This window comes from Chryseobacterium sp. FR048, assembly GCF_056844665.1.
Genome location: NZ_JBXDSE010000004.1, coordinates 270,945 through 291,848 on the forward strand (window position 1 = coordinate 270,945; position 20,904 = coordinate 291,848).

The 20,904-nt window shown below is 36.7% G+C and carries 18 protein-coding genes; 15 read left to right on the plus strand and 3 right to left on the minus strand.

What is annotated here, in order from left to right:
- Window positions 1–170: 170 nt before the first annotated feature.
- From AC106K_RS13725 to AC106K_RS13750, 6 genes are all read left to right on the plus strand, one after another.
- Entirely contained in the window at window positions 171–755 is a 585-nt protein-coding gene (locus AC106K_RS13725; protein ID WP_123871795.1) for a sigma-70 family RNA polymerase sigma factor, read from the plus strand.
- 121 nt (window positions 756–876) lie between these two features.
- Entirely contained in the window at window positions 877–1,821 is a 945-nt protein-coding gene (locus tag AC106K_RS13730; protein ID WP_123871794.1) for a hypothetical protein, read from the plus strand.
- A 301-nt stretch (window positions 1,822–2,122) separates the two neighbouring features.
- Window positions 2,123–3,127 carry a FecR family protein gene (locus AC106K_RS13735; protein ID WP_482446087.1) on the plus strand — a complete coding sequence of 335 codons (1,005 nt, stop codon included), beginning with the start codon at window positions 2,123–2,125 and terminating at the stop codon, window positions 3,125–3,127.
- 119 nt (window positions 3,128–3,246) lie between these two features.
- Window positions 3,247–6,777, plus strand: a complete 3,531-nt coding sequence (locus AC106K_RS13740) for a SusC/RagA family TonB-linked outer membrane protein (RefSeq protein ID WP_123871792.1) — start codon at window positions 3,247–3,249, stop codon at window positions 6,775–6,777.
- A 10-nt stretch (window positions 6,778–6,787) separates the two neighbouring features.
- Window positions 6,788–8,149, plus strand: coding sequence for a RagB/SusD family nutrient uptake outer membrane protein (locus AC106K_RS13745; protein WP_123871791.1), 1,362 nt, complete (start codon window positions 6,788–6,790; stop codon window positions 8,147–8,149).
- A gap of 26 nt (window positions 8,150–8,175) precedes the next feature.
- Window positions 8,176–9,621, plus strand: coding sequence for a TlpA family protein disulfide reductase (locus AC106K_RS13750; protein WP_123871790.1), 1,446 nt, complete (start codon window positions 8,176–8,178; stop codon window positions 9,619–9,621).
- 56 nt (window positions 9,622–9,677) lie between these two features.
- Here the strand turns inward: AC106K_RS13750 and AC106K_RS13755 are convergent, their stop codons facing one another.
- The 3 genes from AC106K_RS13755 to AC106K_RS13765 form a co-directional block, all read right to left on the minus strand.
- Complete coding sequence (locus AC106K_RS13755) at window positions 9,678–9,938, minus strand: hypothetical protein (protein ID WP_123871789.1); 261 nt, start codon at window positions 9,936–9,938, stop codon at window positions 9,678–9,680.
- Window positions 9,939–10,040: 102 nt separating this feature from the next.
- Window positions 10,041–10,487 carry a MauE/DoxX family redox-associated membrane protein gene (locus tag AC106K_RS13760; RefSeq protein ID WP_409013204.1) on the minus strand — a complete coding sequence of 149 codons (447 nt, stop codon included), beginning with the start codon at window positions 10,485–10,487 and terminating at the stop codon, window positions 10,041–10,043.
- 60 nt (window positions 10,488–10,547) lie between these two features.
- Window positions 10,548–10,787 carry a hypothetical protein gene (locus tag AC106K_RS13765; RefSeq protein ID WP_123871788.1) on the minus strand — a complete coding sequence of 80 codons (240 nt, stop codon included), beginning with the start codon at window positions 10,785–10,787 and terminating at the stop codon, window positions 10,548–10,550.
- A 364-nt stretch (window positions 10,788–11,151) separates the two neighbouring features.
- On the opposite strand from AC106K_RS13765, the gene AC106K_RS13770 reads away from it, so the two are divergent.
- The 9 genes from AC106K_RS13770 to AC106K_RS13810 all read left to right on the plus strand — a co-directional run bounded on the left by AC106K_RS13770 (window position 11,152) and on the right by AC106K_RS13810 (window position 20,740).
- Window positions 11,152–12,780, plus strand: a complete 1,629-nt coding sequence (locus AC106K_RS13770; RefSeq protein ID WP_164466470.1) for a helix-turn-helix domain-containing protein — start codon at window positions 11,152–11,154, stop codon at window positions 12,778–12,780.
- A 443-nt stretch (window positions 12,781–13,223) separates the two neighbouring features.
- A complete protein-coding gene (locus tag AC106K_RS13775) occupies window positions 13,224–15,389 on the plus strand; it encodes a type VI secretion system Vgr family protein (RefSeq protein ID WP_123871786.1) in 2,166 nt (721 codons plus the stop codon).
- A 2-nt stretch (window positions 15,390–15,391) separates the two neighbouring features.
- Window positions 15,392–16,213: a hypothetical protein gene (locus AC106K_RS13780; RefSeq protein WP_123871785.1), complete on the plus strand. Its 822-nt coding sequence runs from the start codon at window positions 15,392–15,394 to the stop codon at window positions 16,211–16,213.
- Window positions 16,210–16,491: a hypothetical protein gene (locus AC106K_RS13785; RefSeq protein WP_123861430.1), complete on the plus strand. Its 282-nt coding sequence runs from the start codon at window positions 16,210–16,212 to the stop codon at window positions 16,489–16,491. Before AC106K_RS13780 ends, AC106K_RS13785 begins: the two co-directional genes overlap by 4 nt.
- Window positions 16,492–16,498: 7 nt before the next feature.
- The gene (locus AC106K_RS13790; protein WP_123871784.1) at window positions 16,499–18,070 is read left to right on the plus strand and encodes a polymorphic toxin type 15 domain-containing protein; all 1,572 of its coding nucleotides are present in this window, start codon (window positions 16,499–16,501) and stop codon (window positions 18,068–18,070) included.
- Between the two features lie 42 nt (window positions 18,071–18,112).
- Window positions 18,113–18,670: a T6SS immunity protein Tdi1 domain-containing protein gene (locus AC106K_RS13795; protein WP_123871783.1), complete on the plus strand. Its 558-nt coding sequence runs from the start codon at window positions 18,113–18,115 to the stop codon at window positions 18,668–18,670.
- A gap of 200 nt (window positions 18,671–18,870) precedes the next feature.
- Window positions 18,871–19,428 carry a T6SS immunity protein Tdi1 domain-containing protein gene (locus AC106K_RS13800; RefSeq protein ID WP_123871782.1) on the plus strand — a complete coding sequence of 186 codons (558 nt, stop codon included), beginning with the start codon at window positions 18,871–18,873 and terminating at the stop codon, window positions 19,426–19,428.
- Between the two features lie 126 nt (window positions 19,429–19,554).
- The gene (locus tag AC106K_RS13805; protein WP_123871781.1) at window positions 19,555–20,118 is read left to right on the plus strand and encodes a suppressor of fused domain protein; all 564 of its coding nucleotides are present in this window, start codon (window positions 19,555–19,557) and stop codon (window positions 20,116–20,118) included.
- A gap of 310 nt (window positions 20,119–20,428) precedes the next feature.
- Complete coding sequence (locus tag AC106K_RS13810; protein WP_228459660.1) at window positions 20,429–20,740, plus strand: hypothetical protein; 312 nt, start codon at window positions 20,429–20,431, stop codon at window positions 20,738–20,740.
- Window positions 20,741–20,904: the final 164 nt, after the last annotated feature.

Genomic DNA, 20,904 nt, shown 5'->3' on the forward strand with positions numbered 1-20,904 from the left:
TGCTGGAAAACAAGCTGTTTTGATATATAATGAGCTGAACATTGCTGTTATTCAGGATTTATTACTACCATTAATGCCGCTTAATAAACAAATCTACTTTTTGCAGACCTTAAGATTTCTTTTTTGAAATAAATATTTTCTAACTTTACTCTTCTAACAATAGCCTTATTATGACATCCAGAAAAGAGATCGAAGAAAAGGCACTGCTAATAAAGTTCCAAAGCGGTGATAGGAGAGCAATGGATACACTTTTCCGGATCTACCATCCCGCATTGATCTTTTTTGCCCATAGACTACTTGTCAATTTTGATCAGGCTAATGCACAGGAGATTGTTCTTGACGTTATGCTCAAAACATTTGAATTACGGGAAACCTTTAAAAGTTATGACAGTGTTAGAGCATTTTTGTATATCTCCACAAAAAACAAGTGCTTTGATGTTATTGAGAAAGAGAAGGTACGGTTAAATCGGATGAACAAATATTCGCAGGGGCTAGAGGAACTCGATGAGGAGAACATATTGAGCAAAATGATCCATACAGAGGTACTTCTTGAATTGAGTCAATCTATTGAGCTTCTTCCCGAACAATGTCGGAATATTATGCAAAGTTTAATGGATGGAATGACACCTAAAGAGATCGCCGAAGAATTTCATATTAGTGTCAGCACTGTAAACAGCCAGAAGGCACGGGCTATTTCCATATTGAAAAAGACCCTTTCCAATAAGGGGATTGCACTTTTGCTTTTATGCATTTAACTTGTATACCATCCTTTATTCCTACCTAAATAAGTTTATTTCTTTGGTTAAATATCTGTATTTTTAGCGTTTTAATTCCTAATTTCTTCTCGTGGAGAAGTATGATTTCAAACAATAATAAATGGAAAGAGTAGTATTTGATACCAATGCATATAGGTACCTAATTAAAGATTTAAGTTTTGATGATTTAGATGATTACATGCTTGAGATCCGAGCAAAGGAAAAGAAAAATAACCTGGAAGCATCCATTAGTCCAATTGTCATACAGGAACTCTTGGCACATGTCGCGGGCCGAAGTGGGAGCAGTTTATTTCAAAAGTCTTTAAACGCGATTAAAGCAATGTATCTTCATTGTTTTGATAATGGGTTTTCTAGAATGTTAGCTAGACCAGAAATGCTTGTGGCCAAATATATGTTTGGATTATCAAGTGAAAAGAAAGTGCAAACAGGCAATGCATTTATTGAAATTGTACGTGATTTGGCTACGTCTCCCACCAATGAAATCTTTGAGCGTTTGGAAGATAACCTTAATAAAACCAAGAGTTTCGTAAAAAATGCAGAGCACTTATACGCGACATCATTTTTGACAAAGCTAAAGGAATATGATCCTGAGATGGAAGATTGGGCTGTTTTTCCTAATAATAAAGAGAAGCGGAGGAAACTTTTAAATGAGATCCGATCCGCTGAGTTCTCTCAATTTTTAGCACGAGAGTATATAGAGCCAGTATTTAATTATTATGCTTTAGAACATCCTACACTAGTTAGGCCAGATGAGGTTCAGTGGACATTTTTGTGCACTAAATTTGTGAATAATTTTCCAGAGTATATTGCATTGTACAAGTCAGTTTACGAAAATATAATAAACAGCCAGATCAATATGTTTGAAAATAATAGAGCTAATTTTTGGTGGGACACCCAATTGATGTTAAATGTCGGAGAGCATAAGATCGAAAATGATAAATTGTATTTTGTAACCTCTGATAAGGCCATGCTGAAAGTAGGTAGGGAGAACAATGCGAATTTATCCATTTTTACATTTGATGAATATATGGACTATCTAGGATAACTATCCGATGATATTGTAAGCATTTTTATTACCGGCAAAAGTAGCTGAAAAATTCCAGTGTTATTTTATTTAAAATATTTTCATTTTCTTTTGGACAAGCCCTCTATGTTTCCCGTTTCTATAATAAATACGAAACATGAAAGAGGAAGAATTGTTCGATGGATTTGAGATCACGGAACTACTCCATAAGTATATTACTGGACAAAAGCTCCCGTATTGGGACAGGGAGTTCCTGGAGGACTGGATCGAAGAAAGTGAATCCAATAGAGTTATTTTCCAACAGCTGTTGGATCAACACCGATTGGCTGTTGATCTAATCGAACTGAAAGAATCAGGTACTACAACCAAAGATGAACTTGCAAGATTCAATAAAATACTTGACAAGCCACAGCCAAAGAGCATCTGGTTCAGGCTTATGACAGCAGCAGCAGTCCTTTTCACGATTTCAATTTCCATATGGCTTTATAAATTTTATCAGTCAGACAAGATTTTATCGACAGAAGTCGCAACAACTACCTTATCGGGAGATATTCTTCCGGGAAGTGATAAAGCAACGCTAACTTTTGAAGATGGTAGAGTTCTTTCGCTCGCAGGGGATAAAAAAGCTATAAAAGTAGATGAGCAGGGCACTTCCTATATGGATGGCACGAGCATATCACCAAATAAGGTACAGTTTGCAACACTAACAACGCCACGTAAGGGACAGTATAAGATAACACTTCCCGATGGTACTAAAGTTTGGCTAAATGCGGAGTCTTCTTTACGGTATCCTACAAAGTTCACTGATAAAGACAGGTATGTTGAATTGCAGGGGGAAGGCTTTTTCGATGTGGCGCACGACCAGGCAAAGCCTTTTATCGTTGCTTCTAATGGCCAGCAGGTGAAGGTACTTGGAACTAAGTTTAACATCAACAGTTATTCCAATGAACCTTCTGTCAGAACTACGTTAATCAGCGGAAGAGTTGAATTGTTAAGTAGCCGTGACAAGGCAACTGTTATACTTGTTCCCGGCCAGCAAGCTAAGCTAGTCAATGACGGTTTTGCCATAAATTCCGTAGATACCGAACCTTTTACAGCATGGACTTCAAATGAGTTCCAGTTTAAAGGGGCGACTTTGCAGGAAGTCCTGAGACAAATTGAACGATGGTATGATGTTGACGTTGATTACAACAATATTCCAAATATCAAGGTTAACGGAACAATTTCAAGAGAAAAGAAACTCTCCAGTGTTTTATATGCACTTGAAAAAATTACAGATTTACAAATTAATCTATCGAAAGGAATGAGGATTCAGATTAAAAAATAAGAATTTATAGTTTCATATGTTGGCCTGAAAATATGCCGGAGTGTTAGCGCACTCCGGCGATCGGGTCTACATCTTAAATTTCCAGCAACGAAAATTACTTTTTAACCCTACACAAATCTATGAAAAAACATGATTTTTCCAACAAGAAAAACATTCCGCCGTGGGTGGATCTGTTTTCCCACAGGAGAAAACTTCTGCGCAATGGTATAAAGAGTGCAACGCTCTTTATACTGCTTGCCAGCGGTACAGCTTTACAGGCTCAACAGATTAGCCTTTCCTTGCAAAAAGCGCCCATGTCAAAAGCAATTTCAGAAATTCGGAAAGCGACCAAATATGATTTTGTCTACAATGAGGATCTACTGAAAAAAGTTGGGCCTATTACTGTAAACCTGAAAAATGCTTCATTAGAAGAGACATTACGAACACTCTTTGCAAACCAACCGATCGCATTTGAAATTGCGGATGGCATCATCATATTGCAGGAGCGGAAAACATCGAATACTTCCAATTCAAAAAAAAAGGAAACCATAAAAGGAAAGATCGTCGATGAAAAGGGCAATCCATTAGCTGGCGCGACTATTCAGGTTAAGGGCAGCAACTTTGTGGCAAACTCCGATAACAACGGAAATTTTGAATTGCCTTCGGAGTATGCTGAATCTGAGCTAAAGATCAGCTTTTTAGGCTATGCACCAATGTCGGTATCAGCAAAATACATTGACCGGATAACATTGACAACCAATAGCAATGTTATTGATGAGGTATCCGTTGTTGCCAGTGGATATCAATCTATTCCAAAGGAAAGAGCAACAGGGTCTTTTTCCAAGGTCGATAATGCCACCTTTAACAGGCAGGTTTCAACCGATGTTATTAGCAGGCTGAAAGGTATAGCGCCGTCCATTCTATTTGATGAGAGGTCAGGTAGCCCAAAGCTAACCATCAGGGGACAGGCTACGATCTTTGGTAACGATCAACCCCTAATTGTTGTTGACAATTTCCCTTATGAAGGTGATATCAACAATATCAATCCGAACGACATAGACGACATTGATATTTTAAAAGATGCAGCTGCCGCTTCAATCTGGGGAGTTCGTGCTGGTAATGGTGTGATCGTCATTAAGACTAAAAAGGGACGAGCAGACCAGCCCATGAACATAGGATTTACGAGCAATGTCACGATCGGGCAGAAGCCTGATTTAAATTACATCCCCCAAATAAAGCCAACAGATTTCATTGACATTGAAAAGATGCTTTTTGAAAAAGGTTTCTACAATACGATTATCAGCAATACTGCTGCTAATAGACCTTATTCACCTGTGGTCAGCATTTTGAATGACCAGAAAAACGGAATATTGACGGAACAGCAAGCCACCAACCAGATTGATGCACTCCGAAACAATCATCTACGGGATGACATGAGCAAGTATCTCTATCGAAATAGCATCAAGCAGCAGTATGCGCTAAACTTTAATGGAGGAACAAATAAATACACTTATTATTTTTCCGCAGGATTCGATAAAAACCAAAATACTGAAAAAGGCAGCGACTTCAGCAGGATAAGCTTGAACAGTAATCAGGTCTTCCGTCCAATAGAAAAACTGGAAATTTCTGTGGGTCTTGCTTACAACCAGAATAATCAATCTACATCCAATGTAATTTCAATGCTTAACAATATGGGTACTGAATTAATGTATCCGTATGCACGATTGGTTGATGACAAAGGGGATGCTGTACGGGTAATTAAAGATGCAAGTAATGTTTTAAAAGAGAAAGCACTTACTGCTGGACTGCTCAATTGGGATTTTGTACCATTGGAAGAATTGGATTATCAGAACAACAAATATAAACAGTCCGAACTTCGCTTAAATACAGCCATAAAGTACACTTTTATTCCAGCTCTCTCTGCTGAAGTACGATTTCAATACGAAAATCAGTTGGGTCGACGAAAAAACTATTATGATCAGGACAGTTACTTGATGCGTGATCAAATTAATAGATTTACTACCATTAACAATGGGGTTTTGACCCGTAACATTCCACTGGGTGGACGGCTTGATAATACAAATACAGAACTTAATGCATTGAATGGTAGGTTTCAATTAAATTATGATCAAAAATGGAACAAACATCAGGTTAATGCTATTGCTGGATTTGAAGTTCGAGAAACAAATTCTAACGGAATCAGTTCAAGGCAATATGGTTTTGACCCGAATGTAGGTTCGAGCATCTTAGTCGATTATATAACCCGTTTTACACAATATGGAAGAAATGGCACTGCTACTATATCAAATTTTGATAACTATTCTGGTACAGTTGATCGAATCCGCTCATACTATTTAAATGGAGCCTATAATTATGATCTCCGCTATGTTGTTTCTGCTAGTGCCCGCATAGACCAATCCAATCTTTTTGGAGTGAAGACCAATCAAAAGTCTGTCCCTTTATGGTCTACGGGTGTCAAATGGAATATTAACAAAGAGGATTTTTATCATCTGGAATGGCTTTCGCAATTAAGCCTTCGATCGACTTTCGGATATAGTGGAAACATTGACAGAACTACAACAGCATATACAACTGCCCGTCTCTCAAGGAATTTATACAATAATTTACCAAACGCGGATCTTGTAACGCCGCCAAATAATGAACTTCGTTGGGAGCGTAACCGGATGTTTAATATCGGCGTTGATTTCGCTTCAAAAGACAATAGGTTCTCTGGAAGTATTGAATATTTTAACCGTAAAGGAAAAGACCTTATAGGGAATGGAGATATAGATCCTACTACCGGATATGCATCTTTTCGTGGGAATGTAGCAAATATGACAGGTAAAGGTATTGATATCGAACTGAATTCTATAAATATTCAAACAGAATCTTTTGGTTGGAAAACAACGGCAATTTTTTCTTATGCTAAGGACATAATAACAGCTTATAAACGACCAACTAGCCTTACCAATTTTGTCGCTGATAATAGTATAATTAGAAACGCAACGTTATACAATCCCATTGTTGGCAGATCGCTGTTTGGTATTTATTCTTATCCGTGGGCAGGATTAGATCCGCAAACAGGTCAAGCTAGAGGTTTCTTAGATGGCGAACCTTCTACACAGTATGCCCAGATAACTCAACAACTGGCGGAGGATCCTGAGAATAGACTTGTATATCATGGTAATGCATTAGCACCATATTTTGGGGCTTTGCGGAATACTGTTAGTTACAAAAACTTTAACCTATCGTTTAATATTACTTATCGTTTTGGGTACTATTTTAAACGAAATTCTATAATGTACTCTTCTCTCTATAGCAATTATTATGCACATGGCGATTATTATAGAAGGTGGCAAAAACCAGGAGATGAGCTGACGACGACCGTTCCAGCAATGGTCTATCCGGGAGTGAACGTCGCTGATCAATATTATCTTAATTCAGAAATATTGGTATGTAAAGGTGATCATATTAGGCTTCAAGATATAAACTTAAGTTACAACCTTGATTCCAAAGTATTACAAAAGCTTCATCTTAAAAACGTACGTCTTTTTGGCTATGTAAATAATGTCGCCATGATTTGGAAAGCTAACAAAGAAAATTTAGACCCTGATTTTCCAACAACGAAACCCGTAAGGACTTTTGCTTTGGGGCTTAACTGTAACCTTTAATCAGACTGCTATGAAAAAGAAAATAAAACTATTGTTGCCATTAACTCTGCTATTTCTTCTGCTTTCTTGTTCGAAAGAGTGGCTTGAGGAAAAGCAAGACATAAAACTTATTATACCTACGACACTTAATGATTTGAGTCTACTTATGAATTCGAGTCAATTTCTTTACGACGGCCGAGGTGCAATGGAAGTATCTTGTGACGATTTTGATGTAACTCTTGAACAATACAATTCGTTGTGGATAGATTTTGAACGTAAATTGCTAACATGGACAGTAGATGTGTTTCCTAAATTAGGTTATGGTACTACCCAGGAAGAGTGGGAGCTACCTTATGTCCAGATCCAAGCTTGTAATGTAACATTAAAAGCACTTGAAAAGATTAAGCGAACATCAAGCAATATTGAGTTATATGACCGAATTAAAGGCTCTGCATTGTATTACAGATCAAAAGCATTTTTAAACCTAGCAATGACTTTTTGTAAATATTATGACGCCAATACTGCTGATACGGATCTTGGCATTCCTTTAAAAATAAATGATGATATCAATGAACCAATTTTTAGGAGCAGTTTAAAGCAAACTTATCAGCGGATCGCGGAAGATCTAAGTTTGGCTGCAACATTATTACCTCAAAACGCGATTTCATCGACTCACATAACAAATTCAGGAGCATATGCATTACTTGCAAGGACATATCTATATATGAATGATTACAAAAAAGCATTTGATGCATCTCAGAATTCACTAAACCTAAATTCTTATCTTGATGATTACAATACATTTGATCCTTCAGAATCTTACCCCATTCTGTCAAAGAGTAAAGAAGTGCATATTATGATTGAAATGACAACAGGGTATGGTACTTCAGGAAATAGCTATTCCTCAATACCAGACGAATTGTATGATCTTTATGATAATAATGATCTTAGAAAACTATTATATTTTAGAAAGCAAAACGGGAAGAACGTTTGGCGTGGTGCTCCCATTGGTAATAATCTATCGGGTACTGCGACTGATGAAGTTTTTCTCATTGGAGCAGAATGTGCAGCCAGATTAGGAGATAAAGTGAAAGCGATGGAAATGCTCAATACTTTGCTTATTAAAAGATATATAAAAGGCAAATTCTTGCCGTTGTCGGCCAGTTCAGATTTAGATGCGCTTGATTTAATATTGAAAGAAAGAAGAAAAGAATTATTGAAAAGAGGACTTCGATTTCAAGATCTTAAACGTTTAAATAAAGATCCTCGTTATGCGAAAACATTGACAAGAATTGTTGGTAATAAAGTATATACGCTCCCACCCAATGACAAACGTTACCTATTTCCAATTCCCCAATATATTATCGATTATAACGGCATAGAAAAGAACTAATATGTCAACATAACTTAATACATATCATGAAAAAAATATTATTTAGTACTATGCTGTATTTACTTATGGTACAGTTTTCCATTGCTCAAAAAAGAACCGTTCTAAATATAAAGTTTGAAAATTTTAAAGATTCTGTTATTCGATTATCGTTTCCAATCTTTGATGGCAAATTTGCCTTATATAGTGCACAGGAGTATGTCTTGGAAAGAAAAGACGGCAATTTCCATTTTGATTTTCCACTGAAAGAAACTACAACAGTATGCATTTATTCAAATATGGTCGGAGGTCTTTTATTTGTCCCAGGAACTTTCAATATTATTGTCAATCCTGGGGACAGTCTAAACTTGACCCTTCGGGATAATAAATCGGGATTAAATAATATGGAAATAACCGGTAAGGGTGCGGAAAAATTACTCATGACAAAAGAAGTTACAAAAATAATGTTTTCAAGTAAATTTTCTAAAAAACCTTACCATAAACAAAATATTACAGAAAGATATCTGGAAGTGGATAGATCACTTGATATTATTGATTCAATTTTTAATAGACATCCTAAAAAGAATACCAGAGATTTTAGGTTAGCAAAAGCTCAACTGGTTAATCAAACTTTGGATGCAATAATGTCGCAGTCAATACAACAATATAACGATTCTGTTGCGACATTATTTAATCAGTTTATCAAACAAAAGAAAAGAATCACACCACTTCTTGATAGCTTAACACTAGATTATTTTGGTGGGCTTCACGTGCTTCCTGCATATATTTCTTTATCTAATATGCACCAATTGGGTCCAAGATATGATTTATTTAGGTACAACTACCCTTTGGAATATGCCTCCTTGGTTAAAAAAGAATTTGGAAATATATCCTACGTAAATGACTATCTCCTTTCCGATAATGCGATTAGCACCTTTCGTGAGAACTGGTACGGACAGAAATCTAAAGACATTTATAAATTTTATGTAGCAAATGTAAATAAAAATAATCCGCATTTTCAGAATGTTCTCAATGAATATAAGACACTAGAAGATGTGCTACAACATGGAAAGCCTTTTTATAATTTTAACTTGCCAGATACAAATGGTGTGTATCATAGTTTAAAAGAGTTAAAAGGAAAAGTCGTTATTTTGGACTTTTGGTTTACTGGTTGCGGAGCCTGTAAAACGATGGTTTCTGAACTTAAAAAGATTGAACCTTCTTTAAAGCATGAAAAAATTCAGTTTGTCTCAATTAGTGTGGATCAAAAAATACCCGTTTGGAAACGTGGAATAGGCATTTTTTCCATAAAAAGTGCATTACAGCTTTACACAGAGGGTAGGAGATATGATCATCCTATTATAAAATTCGCAAAAGTTGGTGCATATCCCACATTAATCGTTTTGGATAAACAAGGTAGGATAGTTGGGATTCCTCCTCATCCAGGAAAAGACCCAGATGGTTTCAAGGAGTACATAAAGAAGTGCTTAAAGTAGAAATTTAAAAGGAAGCGTGCGAAGCAAGCTTCCTTTTTTATACAAAGGAATTATCATTATTGTCTCTTAACTCCTTGTATTACATTTTGTCCAGTAGGTAACTCAGTTTCCAAATCATATTCTCGTGCGCAAGTTTGTGGACCTGGATCGCATGGATGTAGTTGCGGATTATAGGCATCACCCATAGATCCATCTGGATTTACGTAAAAAATTCCTGTTTCGTCTTCGTTCACTGTGTTTGCCGGAGCAAATGAAAATGCTGTAAACGTACCTAGTGCAATTGCTGCAACTCCTAAGGTAATTCTAAGTGATTTCATGATGTTTGGTGCTTTTATAAATCAAAAAGCTAAACTTTAGTTTTTTGCCTACTCTGGGTTTCAGGTTTTCGGCTTCCCCTGTTTTGGTTATTAGTTTTAAATTTAGTACGTGGTCTGAACATGACTACTGTGTGGTGGGCTTTTATACGAAAACATGATCAGACCAATGATATTTAGCGTCAGCACCGCAAGATTAATCCACAGTTGATCATTCCAGTTCAACCCCCTATAAAGCGAAATACATGAACATGGTATGCTTGGCGCAAACTTTAAGATGTAGATGAGATATCCTGTATATAACAGCAGGACAGATAGCGAGGTTATAAGTCCTATTTTCCTCCACGACTTCTTCAGCAGCAGTATCACAAGTGACAAATGCAGTAGTTGTAAAAAGTAAGGCAGCGGTAATGCAAAAGACGATAATAGATATGCACCATTGATCTGCCTTCTGAAAGTGTCAAAATCAAGGACCTTACTGACAAATGTATATGCCCACATGAGTAGGAGTAAGAATATAATTGTTTCGGCTATCAAGTTTTTCGTTCGCATGGTTTGAGTATTTTGTGATTTACGTTGAAAAGTTATTTCACACACAGTTTAAATCGAGTATTATTTCGAGGTTTTCCATTGGCCACCATGTCTGATCGGTGGGTCTTTGATCGTTTCATCAGTGTCGTCGTTGGAAACGACTCCTGCTTGAATTGTATCGCTATTTTTTGACATTTCCGTTTTTGAGTTGACAATATTCAGTTTTCCCAGTTCTAACGGTTCCTCTATTTCGGATTCTCGACAGGAGTGTAAAATGACCGCTCCTGCGATGATTAATATTGTTGAGATAATAGTTTTCATTTTGTTAAAAATTTTAAGAATTATCCCGGCCGGTTATTTCGAATTCAAGAGCGAAGGTAGAGGGCATTGGAAGACGGAAAAACTGTTTAGTGCGCCCGTTGAACAATTTGAATGCGCAAATTGTTCAAATTGAGCATTGTTATAAATTTGATAATCAGGGTTTTAAAATGTTTTTATGGTATGTTGCAGTTTTTTGTTTTTGATAAATAATGGTTTGGCGATTTTTACTAATTTTATATAAACTTGACCTATGAAATTCTCCTCTTTTCATATCATAATTGTTTTATGTTTGTTGCACTGTGAATTTCTCTGTGCCCAGCAAGAGGAGTACAGTAAGTATTATTATATAAGGAAAAATTATGAAGTGTTCTCAGAGAATGATTTCAGGGCACTTCCATTCATACGTAAGTACATTGCTGAAGCAAAAAAGGATAAGGATTATGATAAATTGTATCAGGGATATGCAGACGGTGTCGAATTCTCTGCTGATCGTACTGAAAAACTTAAATTTGCAGACAGTACAATCATTGCCGCCAAATTATCCCACAAACAGGCGTTAGTAAGTTCTGCATACCTCGAAAAGGGAGTTGTTTACTATTTCCATTTTAAAAAATACCAATTGGCATTAAATGAGTTTCTTATAGCAGTTCAGTATGCTCCAAAAGATACAGATCCCTATTATCAGAACCGGCTAAATTATCTGATCGGAGTTGTCAAAAGCTATATAGGCCACTACGATGAGGCATTGCCCATTTTTATAAAGACACGGAACCATTTTGCGTCAGAGCTAAAGAAACAGCAAGATCCTAATATTCTATACGATTCTAGGAGAGGTAACTATAATAGTCTTCATCAGATGGCTATTTGTTATCGAAATATGGGAAAATTTTCACTAGCCGATTCTATTGTTAGCATTGGACTTACAGAAATCGGTTCTACCCGCGAACATAGGCAGGAATCGGGATATTTTATAAAAGAGAAAGGAATTTCCGAGTTTCGGAAGAAGGAATTTTCAACTGCTATCGCCTCACTTATCGCTTCATCAGTAGCACTTTCGAAAATTAATGATTTTTCATGGTTAGCTGTAAACTATTCATATTTGGGGAAATCCTATCTTGAATTGGGGGATGAACCCCATGCTTTAAGAAACTTTGAAAAAGTCGATTCCATTTTTCAGAAGCATGGTTTCATTGTTCCCGAAGTTCGGGATACCTATGAACTTTTGATTGATCATTACAAAGCAAATAATGGCATAGAGAAGCAATTATATTATACCAATCAGCTTTTAAAAGTAGATAGCGTCTTATTCAGAGATTTCAATTATCTGTCCAAAAAGATAAGCAAGGAGTATGATACACGTTTACTGAAAGAAGATAAGAAGCGACTTGAAGATAAATCCATAAGAGACAGAGTGGCCCAATGGGGATTAGGAACAGTCGCAGTCACTTTAGCTGCTACCATGCTGTTTTATAAACGAAGAGAAAAAAGAATCCGAAAGAAATATGACATTCTGGAGCAAAAGATCAAAGCTAGAGATAGCGCTAATATGGCAATTAAAATAGAAGAAAAGCAAGATGGCAATAAACTTGAAATTGACCCAAAAGTTATAGAAGAAATACTGCATAAATTACAGGACTTTGAGGATAAGGGAGGGTTTAGGGAGAATGGGATTACACAGCATAAATTGGCGGATAAATTTGATACTAATCATTTCTATCTGTCACAGATCGTGAACGAATACAAAGGCATGAATTTCACTAAATACCTCATAGATTTAAGGATCAAATATATAACTGATAAACTCTATAATGACCCGGAATACCGAAAATATAAGATCGAAACACTTGCGGAAGAATGTGGCATGGGCTCAAGAAATCATTTTTCGAAACTTTTCAAAGAAATCAATGGAATAGGACCAGCAGATTTCATAAAAAGACGTAAATATGATTTAGATCTGGATCAGAATCTTGCCATTGAAGCAGTTTCCCAATAAATCCGTCTGCGGTTTACAACTGAAGAAATAGTGAAATAAGTATGGTGGGGTAATTTAAATATTTTTTTTGCATTCTTTTTCTCGGATTGAAGTTCATTATTTCATAAAATTTACATGTAAAACTCTGATTAGTAGAATTACGACAATTTTTAAAATAATGTCAAAATCATTTTGCCGTGAAGTTGTAAGGTATTATATTGCAAAACCAAAATCATTAAAATGCTTATGAAAAAGAATGAATACAACCCAACAATAGTTCGCGTATCTTAATACTTAAAGAGTAATTTCGACCCACGGAATTTCTTTTCGTACCATTATCAGATCTCTATTATGATAGCCTTGTGAAAGTACTACATGCTTATTAATTTGTAGCTTTGGTAATTGAATTCACCGCTCGGTGATAAACCTTTTTAAATAACACAACCGAAAAAAATTATGTTATCATGTTTCAACAAGAAGATAATCTCTCCAGTAAAGGAATAGATTCATCCAAGAAAAACGTTTTGGATTCGTTAAGTGACGTCAATTTAGATGACGTTACTAAAATTCCGGGTCCACAAAAAGAGTATCTTAAACAAGCAAAAAATATAACCGACACGGGGCGGCAGTTTCTGAATCAGCCATTATTACCAAATGTCCCCACCACTCTCAAGGAAAAAGTTTGGGCAAAACAGCCTACTTCCAAAATATTTAATGCAGCAGGGATTCCTGAAAATGCAATTGCAGGTATCAATAGGGTAGTGAAGCTCGATATTTTTGTCGATGGAAAAGAAATCAAATATTTTAAGCACTTTAAACTTACCCAAAGCGCTGTGAAGCACCATGAGTTTGAGCTTACACTTGCTCACGATACCTTAGGAGCAGTGGAAAATCACAATCTGGAAGAGGCGCAAAATTTTCTAGGAAAAAGAATAACAATTGTCTTTAAATACAAAGATGTAGATAATAGCCCTGAAAGAAATTTTGTAGGAGTTATTACAGAAGTAGGTTTTAGTCAGGAAAAAGGAAGTCTGGGCAATCTTGTCATGACAGGCTATAGCCCCACAATATTATTGGATGCGGCGCCACATATCCAAAGTTTCGGCGGATCAAAACCTATCAGTCTAAATAGTATAGCAAGTGAAGTCATCAAAGAAGGCTTAGGCGCCGACAAATTTGATTTCAGGGTTGATTCCCGCTACGGAAATGTACCCTATAGTTGTCAGTACGAGGAGACACATTATAACTATCTGGCTAGAATGGCAGAAGCTTATGGTGAACAATTTTTCTATGATGGTGAAGTCCTTCATTTTGGACAGTTACCACCGCAGGAAAAACCTGTTGTACTTACTTATGGCAGCAATCTGACTGATGTGAAAATCAAAATGAAAGCCCAGCACGTAAATCCAACATTTTATGGTTATAACAGCAGTAAAGATGAAAAGTTCGCTGGTGGAAAAAGCAAAATTGACCATAAATCAGATATTGCCAAAAGAGCATATGAGATTTCTGAACGGACTTTTCAAACACCATCTTTACGTGTTGCCCCTATAAAAGCTGCAACCTTTATGGATATTGACGCATCGCAGAAAGGTACTGCCGGGAGCAAAGCGTCGGAAGTTTTTGTCACCTCAGGAAATACGACGGTTCCGTTTCTTCATCCTGGCTGTATAGCGGATATCGAGATGAGAAAAGCTGATAGTAGCGAAACTTCATACTTTACAAAACTGATGCTTATTGAAGTGACGCACGAAGTTGATGCTCGTGGTTACTACTATGGTTCATTTCAGGCAATTGCATCCGATACAGGATTCATTCCAAGACCGGAATTTGTTGTTCCCACTGCGGAACCACAATTTGGGAAAGTAATGTCAAATACAGATCCACTCAATCAAGGGCGCGTGCAGGTGCAACTGGACTGGCAACGTGGAAAAGATTCAACTGAATTTATCCGTGTAATGTCTCCCGATGCGGGTAGTAGCGATAAGGTCAGCAAAAACCGTGGCTTTATGTCTGTGCCAGAAGTGGGGGATCAGGTTATTGTAAATTTTGTCCATCTGCATCCCGATCGGCCATTTGTTATGGGAGGCATGTTTCATGGAAAAGTTGGCGCAGGTGGTGGTGAAGGGAATAATGTAATGAGTTTCAGTGGTAGAAGTGGAGCAGAATTAAAATTTCATAATGGTGCAGGTTCTATGAACCTACAGGATCAGGGCGGAGCAAACATGCATTTCGACGGAGCGGGAAATGCCACAACAAATGCAAAAACAGCCCATAGCGTTAATGCTGGTAGCAATAGTTCCATTAATGTCGGCGGTAAAAAAAATGCACCGCCACAATCTCTCTTAAATATGGACGCAGCAGGTAATATTACGCTTGACGGCAAGACAAGTATAACCTTTCAGGTTGGCGGAAATAAAATTGTCATCGACAAAAAGGGGATTACTGGAACAGTTACCAATGGAAACATCAGTTTCGATGCGACAGCAGGAACATTTACTATTCATAGTAATGGCAACATGGATATCAAGACCGATGCTGACTTAGCTGTTGATAGCAAATCTTCCAAGATCAATTCAAGTGGGCCGACCAATATTACAGGGGCAGATGTAGAAATTAATAAGGGATAATTATGGAGTTCGATATTCAGGATGTGGGGAAAACAAGAAAGTATGCTTTCCTCAGGGAAGAGCGTTATCAATTTCAGGGTTTACGCAATGAAAATCATTTGGAAATTGGTCTCGATGTAAAGTTATTGTCCGTGAGTAAAGGAGTTCCCACATTTAAAATTAATACCATCCACTATAAGCAGAGTAATGCCACTGGCTTGTACAGTTGGGTGGGGGATATTCATGAGATTAGGAATGAACTGATTTTTACACTAAATGAAAAAGGGCAATTAGATACTATCTTAAATATGGAAGATATACGCCGGAAATGGGAAAAAATTAAACCTGAGCTTGTAAAAGTACATAAGAAAGATGCGCACAAAGATATTTTTATCACAGGTATTAATGAACTTTTGGAAAACGCAGACAACTTATCGGATGCTTTGCGTTTTGCACAGCCGTATCTTCTTCTATTCCCCGGTATTCATGGAAATCAGTTAAAAAAAGACGAGGAGACAATTGGATATCGTGAACTTCCCAATTTTTTGGCGGCAAAAATGATTCCTATTAATACCGTGGAGACACTTACAGAATTAGAAGATGGTAAAATCCAAATTGAAGTTCAAGGGACAATTGACGATGAAAAGTTTGAACAGGAGAAAGTTACTGCCATGATCAGGATTCTGAAAAATAGGCCACGTGTTCCTACACAGCTACAGTTAGGTTACATCGAGAGATACCGTTTGGATGAATGGCCTTGGTCTGAACAGAGTATGTGCATGAGTATAGCTGAAATTCCCGGTACGCTGTACCGTGAAGAAAGAAATATTTTAAAAGCAATATGATTTTTAAGATAGAGGATCTTGTCTTTCAAAATGACCGATACTTTATACTACTGAGCAGTAAGGATGCCGATAAACTAGCAGAACTAAACTGTCTCGATATCTATGCCGACAACGTAAAGATTAAACGTTTATCAGGTTGTCTGGTATCGGAAATATTAAAGATTCCTGATTTCACGGTCTTGGAGTCGAAAGAAAACCTAAGTGAATTGGAGCGGATTTTTAGAAAAACCAAATTGGTAGAAATCTGCACCTGCGTTAAGAACGTTAATTATAAATAAGTGGATCATGGCAAAAAAGTATGTGCCAGAGGGTGCTTTTCTCGCCTGCGATAAAGGAACGAGCCCATCGACATTACGGGTTAGCTTTAACAAAAATACGACTATTTATGCGGTGCCAATGGCAACCGAAGCAGATAAGTTGCCTTTCTTTCACCTTAAACCAATGGGACTTTGTACCTGTCCTGCAAAATGGGCTACGGGTGTAACCTGTTTACCTACTACCTTGCAATGGGATAATCCGAAGGATGGTGTAAAAATTAATGGAAACAGGATGCTTCTAGAAGATTCTACCTGCAATTGTATTTTTGGAGGTAAGATCAGTATATTTTTTGATAGGGCTTCCGCCGTTGCTTATGGTATAGGAGAAGGGAAGATGCCCAGCGATTACATCAAAGAAGGATTTGACTGGCTTGAACAAAAAACAAAAGAAAATCGAGCTGAAAGGGATAAGATGATTCCTGACTGGATGAAACCTATTGCAGGGGCTAAGGATTGGTTTGATGATCTTGGAACGGGATTAGTTGAAGGGGCGGTGAATGGAGTAGTCGGGCTTGGGGAAGTAATCTATCAGGTTGGGCAAGACCCGGTAGGTACTGCCGAAGCTTTAGGAGGAATGGTGAAAGAGGGGTATGAGGCGACTACTAAAGGACTTAATGAGGCATACAAATGGAGTACGACACCGGGGAATCTAGAAAAAGCAGCAAATTCAACATGGGATTGGGCTTCCAAGGAAGAGAATTGGGACAAGCTTGGAAATGATATTGTCAAGGGAGCTCAGGATACGGGCGAATGGATCGCTAAAAATCCTCGGAAGATCGGTACTACAGTTGGAGAATTTATACCAGATGCTGTTGCAGCTGTGTACACTGCTGGTGGCTCGGTGGCAGCTACCGCAGGTAAGACAGCATTAAAAGAAGGTGCAGAAGTCGTTGTTGAAAAAACTGTAAAGGAAGTTGCCGAGGCTGGAGCTGAAAAAGCGGGTAAAGAAGCATTGGAAGCTGGTGCAAAAAGGGGTATAGCAGAAACCTTAGAGCAATTAGCAAAGAAAGAAGCGGATGATATAGCAGCTGTAGTGACAAGAAGTATGCTACCCAAATTTAAGTTAACAAATCCATTTTTAAAAAATCTAGAGCATGATTTAGATGAGTTCATCCGACAATTAAAAGGACAACAAGAAGGTTTAAATAAACTAAGTGTAGACGATTTTTTGAAGAATAGGGATGAATATTTAAAAAATGGAAGATCAGCAGAAGGTAGTGCAGCTCAGAAAAGATTTAGAGAGGAAGCACATAGCAATAAGGTGAGAGAATTTAGAGATCAAGGCTTCACCAGAGAGGAAGCGAAGAAGAAAGCTGATGAATTTATGCAGGATAAGGCAGCACTGCATGACCCTGATCAGATTGCTGGTGGCTTTGGTGATAAAGTTACTGGTCTAGGTGATAAGAGAGTTAATTCCAGTCTTGGAAGTCAATGGAAAACACGGATAGACGAATTGGATAAAAGTGTCAGAGATGCGGCAGAAAAAATGTCTGAGGCAGAGAGGAAAAGTACTTATTTGAATGTTCATTTATACCCGTAACTCATTGGAAATAGTTATATTTGTAAAAGCAAAATATTAAATATGTTTGAAGAATTTTTTAAACAGTATCCTGATTACACAATACAGGAAAAACCTACGAATGAAACCATTGAAAAGTATCAGAATCATTTACCAGAAGTGCTAATTACTTTCTGGAAAGAGTATGGTTTTGGATCTTTTATGGACGGCTATTTAAAAGTTGTAAATCCTGATGAATTTGCTAATATTCTAGATGATTCTTATAGCCCGGTCTATCAAAATCCGATTGTTATGTTTGCAACTGGTTTGTCAGACTTGATTATTTGGGAGAATAGTCATACTGTTTTACTAGATTATCGGCACGGGATATCTAAAGTATTAGAATCAGGATTAAAATATTTATTTGAAGATTTAACAGATTCATCTTATATTGATTCGGATCTTTCAGGGAAGAATTTTGTAGCGGCCAAAAAAAGACTAGGTGATTTAAATTTTGAGGAATCGTTTGGCTACGTTCCATTACTGGGATTAGGAGGTGCTGAAAAATCTGAAAATTTGGATAAAGTTAATTTAAAAGTACACATTTCTCTGATAGCACAGACTGTGGGTAAAATTGAGTAAGAAATTCACGATTCCACATAATTAAAACATACAAGCCGCTAAATTGTCGGCTTTATTTTGGCATTGTAAGTTTACAAGACAGAAACGATGCATGATGTGGATAATTTGTATGCGGATAAAAGTGCTAAAGTCATATTTAAACGTCGAACTTTACCGTAGTAGGCTTAAATGATCATATTTGTTATAGTAAAAAAGATTTCATGTTTGAAAAATTTATTGAAGAATACGGAAATATTGAGCATAAAGTCGAGTTGCCAAATGATCACCTTGAACAAGTAAAAAGCTTTTTACCGGATGAGCTTTTCAGTTTTATTTCGAACGGTGCAGGAAGTTATATGGATAGTTTTTTTTGGGTAGTTGATCCGGTGCAATTTGATCCTATTTTAAAGGAAATTTATGTTCCTGTCCACGAACCATCAATTTGTTTTGCTAGGGATGCTTTTGGGGGATTATATTCGTATGAGGGTGGAAGTGTGATTTATATTGACATCCGTCATGGCGTTTCAAAGGTGATTGGAAGAAAAGTTAATGTTTTGTTCAATTCGATAATGACTGATTGGGAATATTTCTCTCAAGAATTATTATTAGATAATTACGAACCAGCGAAAGAAAGACTTGGAAAAGTTGAATCAGATGAATGTTATGGTTACGTGCCTATTCTAGGGCTCGGGGGACCGGAAAAAGTAGAAAATTTACAAAAAGTTAAATTAAGAGAGCATTTATCCATCGTTGCACAAGCTTTAGGCAAGATCGAATAAAAAGACAAATACTCTTAAATAGGTATTAGTGATATAATGGAAGCTGCCTCTTAGGTAGCTTTTTTATTACATTTTGCCAGCTGAAACCCTAATATTTGATAGTTATTTTTTAAAATGCTTTTATAGATGAAACCAACAGAAAGACAAAAGGAATTATATAAAAAGCTTTCCCCATTAATAGGTACAGAACCAAAAGTCATTAAATATGGAGATGATACTGGTGAGAATGCCATTTTCATTATGGAATGTCCCGATCCTTTAGATAAAAATGTTTTTTTTTATGCTACAATAGGATTGTCTGACTATTCTTTAGGGGATAAAAAGTACGAATTAATGATTTCAGGATATTCGGCGCAAGATAAAGTTGGGAATATTTTGAGCACAAGTGCTTTTTTTTGCATTAAAGATCAATGGAAGGTTTCTGAAGGGGTGGTTTTTGAAAAACTTGTTGAAATGTATTACCCTACTTCTGAAATGAAACATGTTTATTTTACTACACCGTATTTGTGGGAGGATAAACTTGAAGATTTTATGGTACAAAATGAAGAAGTCCATTTCCTTCTTGCTATCCCGATATCAGAACTTGAGTTTGAATTATTTAAGCAAAAAGGTTCCGATGCTTTAGAGACATTGTTAGAAGAAAATGAAATTGATATTTTTGACATTAACAGAAAATCGATTTTAAAATAAATTTTCAGTAAATATACATCAAAGATTGAAAACAGGAAAAACGGTTGTAAATAAAGGCTTTACAGCCGTTTTATGATTTTTTGGTAATGTGGTAAAAAGCAGGAAAAAGCAACGATTGGCAAAAGTAAGGTTACTAAAACGTTACTTTTAAACATCGCAAACAATCGATTCAAAATGTTGTATTTCAGATTTTTGCGCAATTTTTCATGTTGTTCCGTAGCTCACATAAGTTTAATTTTATCATTAAGAATTGTGAGTATGGAAACGACAAAAAAATCAACATTTAAGGTGCTTTTCTACCTTAAAAAGAATGCCCCGAAGCCGTAGCGTTTGGAACGGTTCAGCTTTGGATAGAAACCTATCGGCAAATGTATTTAACGATTGGTGGAACAACGGAAACAAACCTGAACTGAAAATACAGAATAGCCCTGTTTCCAAAACGTATACAATAGATGATTTGCCAACAAAAGACCTTTTTGAGTTTATCCCACAGGAACATTCGCAAAGTATCGATTTGGGATTGTTCAACTTATTGTCAGACACACAGGGCGTGGACTACGAGGAAGAACAGTTTGCTAACCGTATGAAGAAAAAGAAGCAATATCCTCGTCAAAAAAGATAATCGACTTGTTCTGTTTTCTTGTTCATTTTGCGTCATCATAAAAGCCAATGATAGGTTTAGCCCTTTCCTCCTATAGCTAAACAAAATAACCACATTATATACACAGTTTTTCGAGATACCATTAAATAATTTTACTAATTTAGCGACAGACAAATTAACGTTTG

Excerpts from the sequence above, each read along its gene's own strand:
- AC106K_RS13725 (WP_123871795.1), top strand. The coding sequence starts at position 171 with ATGACATCCAGAAAAGAGATCGAAGAAAAGGCACTGCTAATAAAGTTC.
- AC106K_RS13730 (WP_123871794.1), top strand. The coding sequence starts at position 877 with ATGGAAAGAGTAGTATTTGATACCAATGCATATAGGTACCTAATTAAA.
- AC106K_RS13740 (WP_123871792.1), top strand. The coding sequence starts at position 3,247 with ATGAAAAAACATGATTTTTCCAACAAGAAAAACATTCCGCCGTGGGTG.
- AC106K_RS13745 (WP_123871791.1), top strand. The coding sequence starts at position 6,788 with ATGAAAAAGAAAATAAAACTATTGTTGCCATTAACTCTGCTATTTCTT.
- AC106K_RS13750 (WP_123871790.1), top strand. The coding sequence starts at position 8,176 with ATGAAAAAAATATTATTTAGTACTATGCTGTATTTACTTATGGTACAG.
- AC106K_RS13755 (WP_123871789.1), bottom strand. The coding sequence starts at position 9,938 with ATGAAATCACTTAGAATTACCTTAGGAGTTGCAGCAATTGCACTAGGT.
- AC106K_RS13760 (WP_409013204.1), bottom strand. The coding sequence starts at position 10,487 with ATGCGAACGAAAAACTTGATAGCCGAAACAATTATATTCTTACTCCTA.
- AC106K_RS13765 (WP_123871788.1), bottom strand. The coding sequence starts at position 10,787 with ATGAAAACTATTATCTCAACAATATTAATCATCGCAGGAGCGGTCATT.
- AC106K_RS13775 (WP_123871786.1), top strand. The coding sequence starts at position 13,224 with ATGTTTCAACAAGAAGATAATCTCTCCAGTAAAGGAATAGATTCATCC.
- AC106K_RS13780 (WP_123871785.1), top strand. The coding sequence starts at position 15,392 with ATGGAGTTCGATATTCAGGATGTGGGGAAAACAAGAAAGTATGCTTTC.
- AC106K_RS13785 (WP_123861430.1), top strand. The coding sequence starts at position 16,210 with ATGATTTTTAAGATAGAGGATCTTGTCTTTCAAAATGACCGATACTTT.
- AC106K_RS13790 (WP_123871784.1), top strand. The coding sequence starts at position 16,499 with ATGGCAAAAAAGTATGTGCCAGAGGGTGCTTTTCTCGCCTGCGATAAA.
- AC106K_RS13795 (WP_123871783.1), top strand. The coding sequence starts at position 18,113 with ATGTTTGAAGAATTTTTTAAACAGTATCCTGATTACACAATACAGGAA.
- AC106K_RS13800 (WP_123871782.1), top strand. The coding sequence starts at position 18,871 with ATGTTTGAAAAATTTATTGAAGAATACGGAAATATTGAGCATAAAGTC.
- AC106K_RS13805 (WP_123871781.1), top strand. The coding sequence starts at position 19,555 with ATGAAACCAACAGAAAGACAAAAGGAATTATATAAAAAGCTTTCCCCA.
- AC106K_RS13810 (WP_228459660.1), top strand. The coding sequence starts at position 20,429 with ATGCCCCGAAGCCGTAGCGTTTGGAACGGTTCAGCTTTGGATAGAAAC.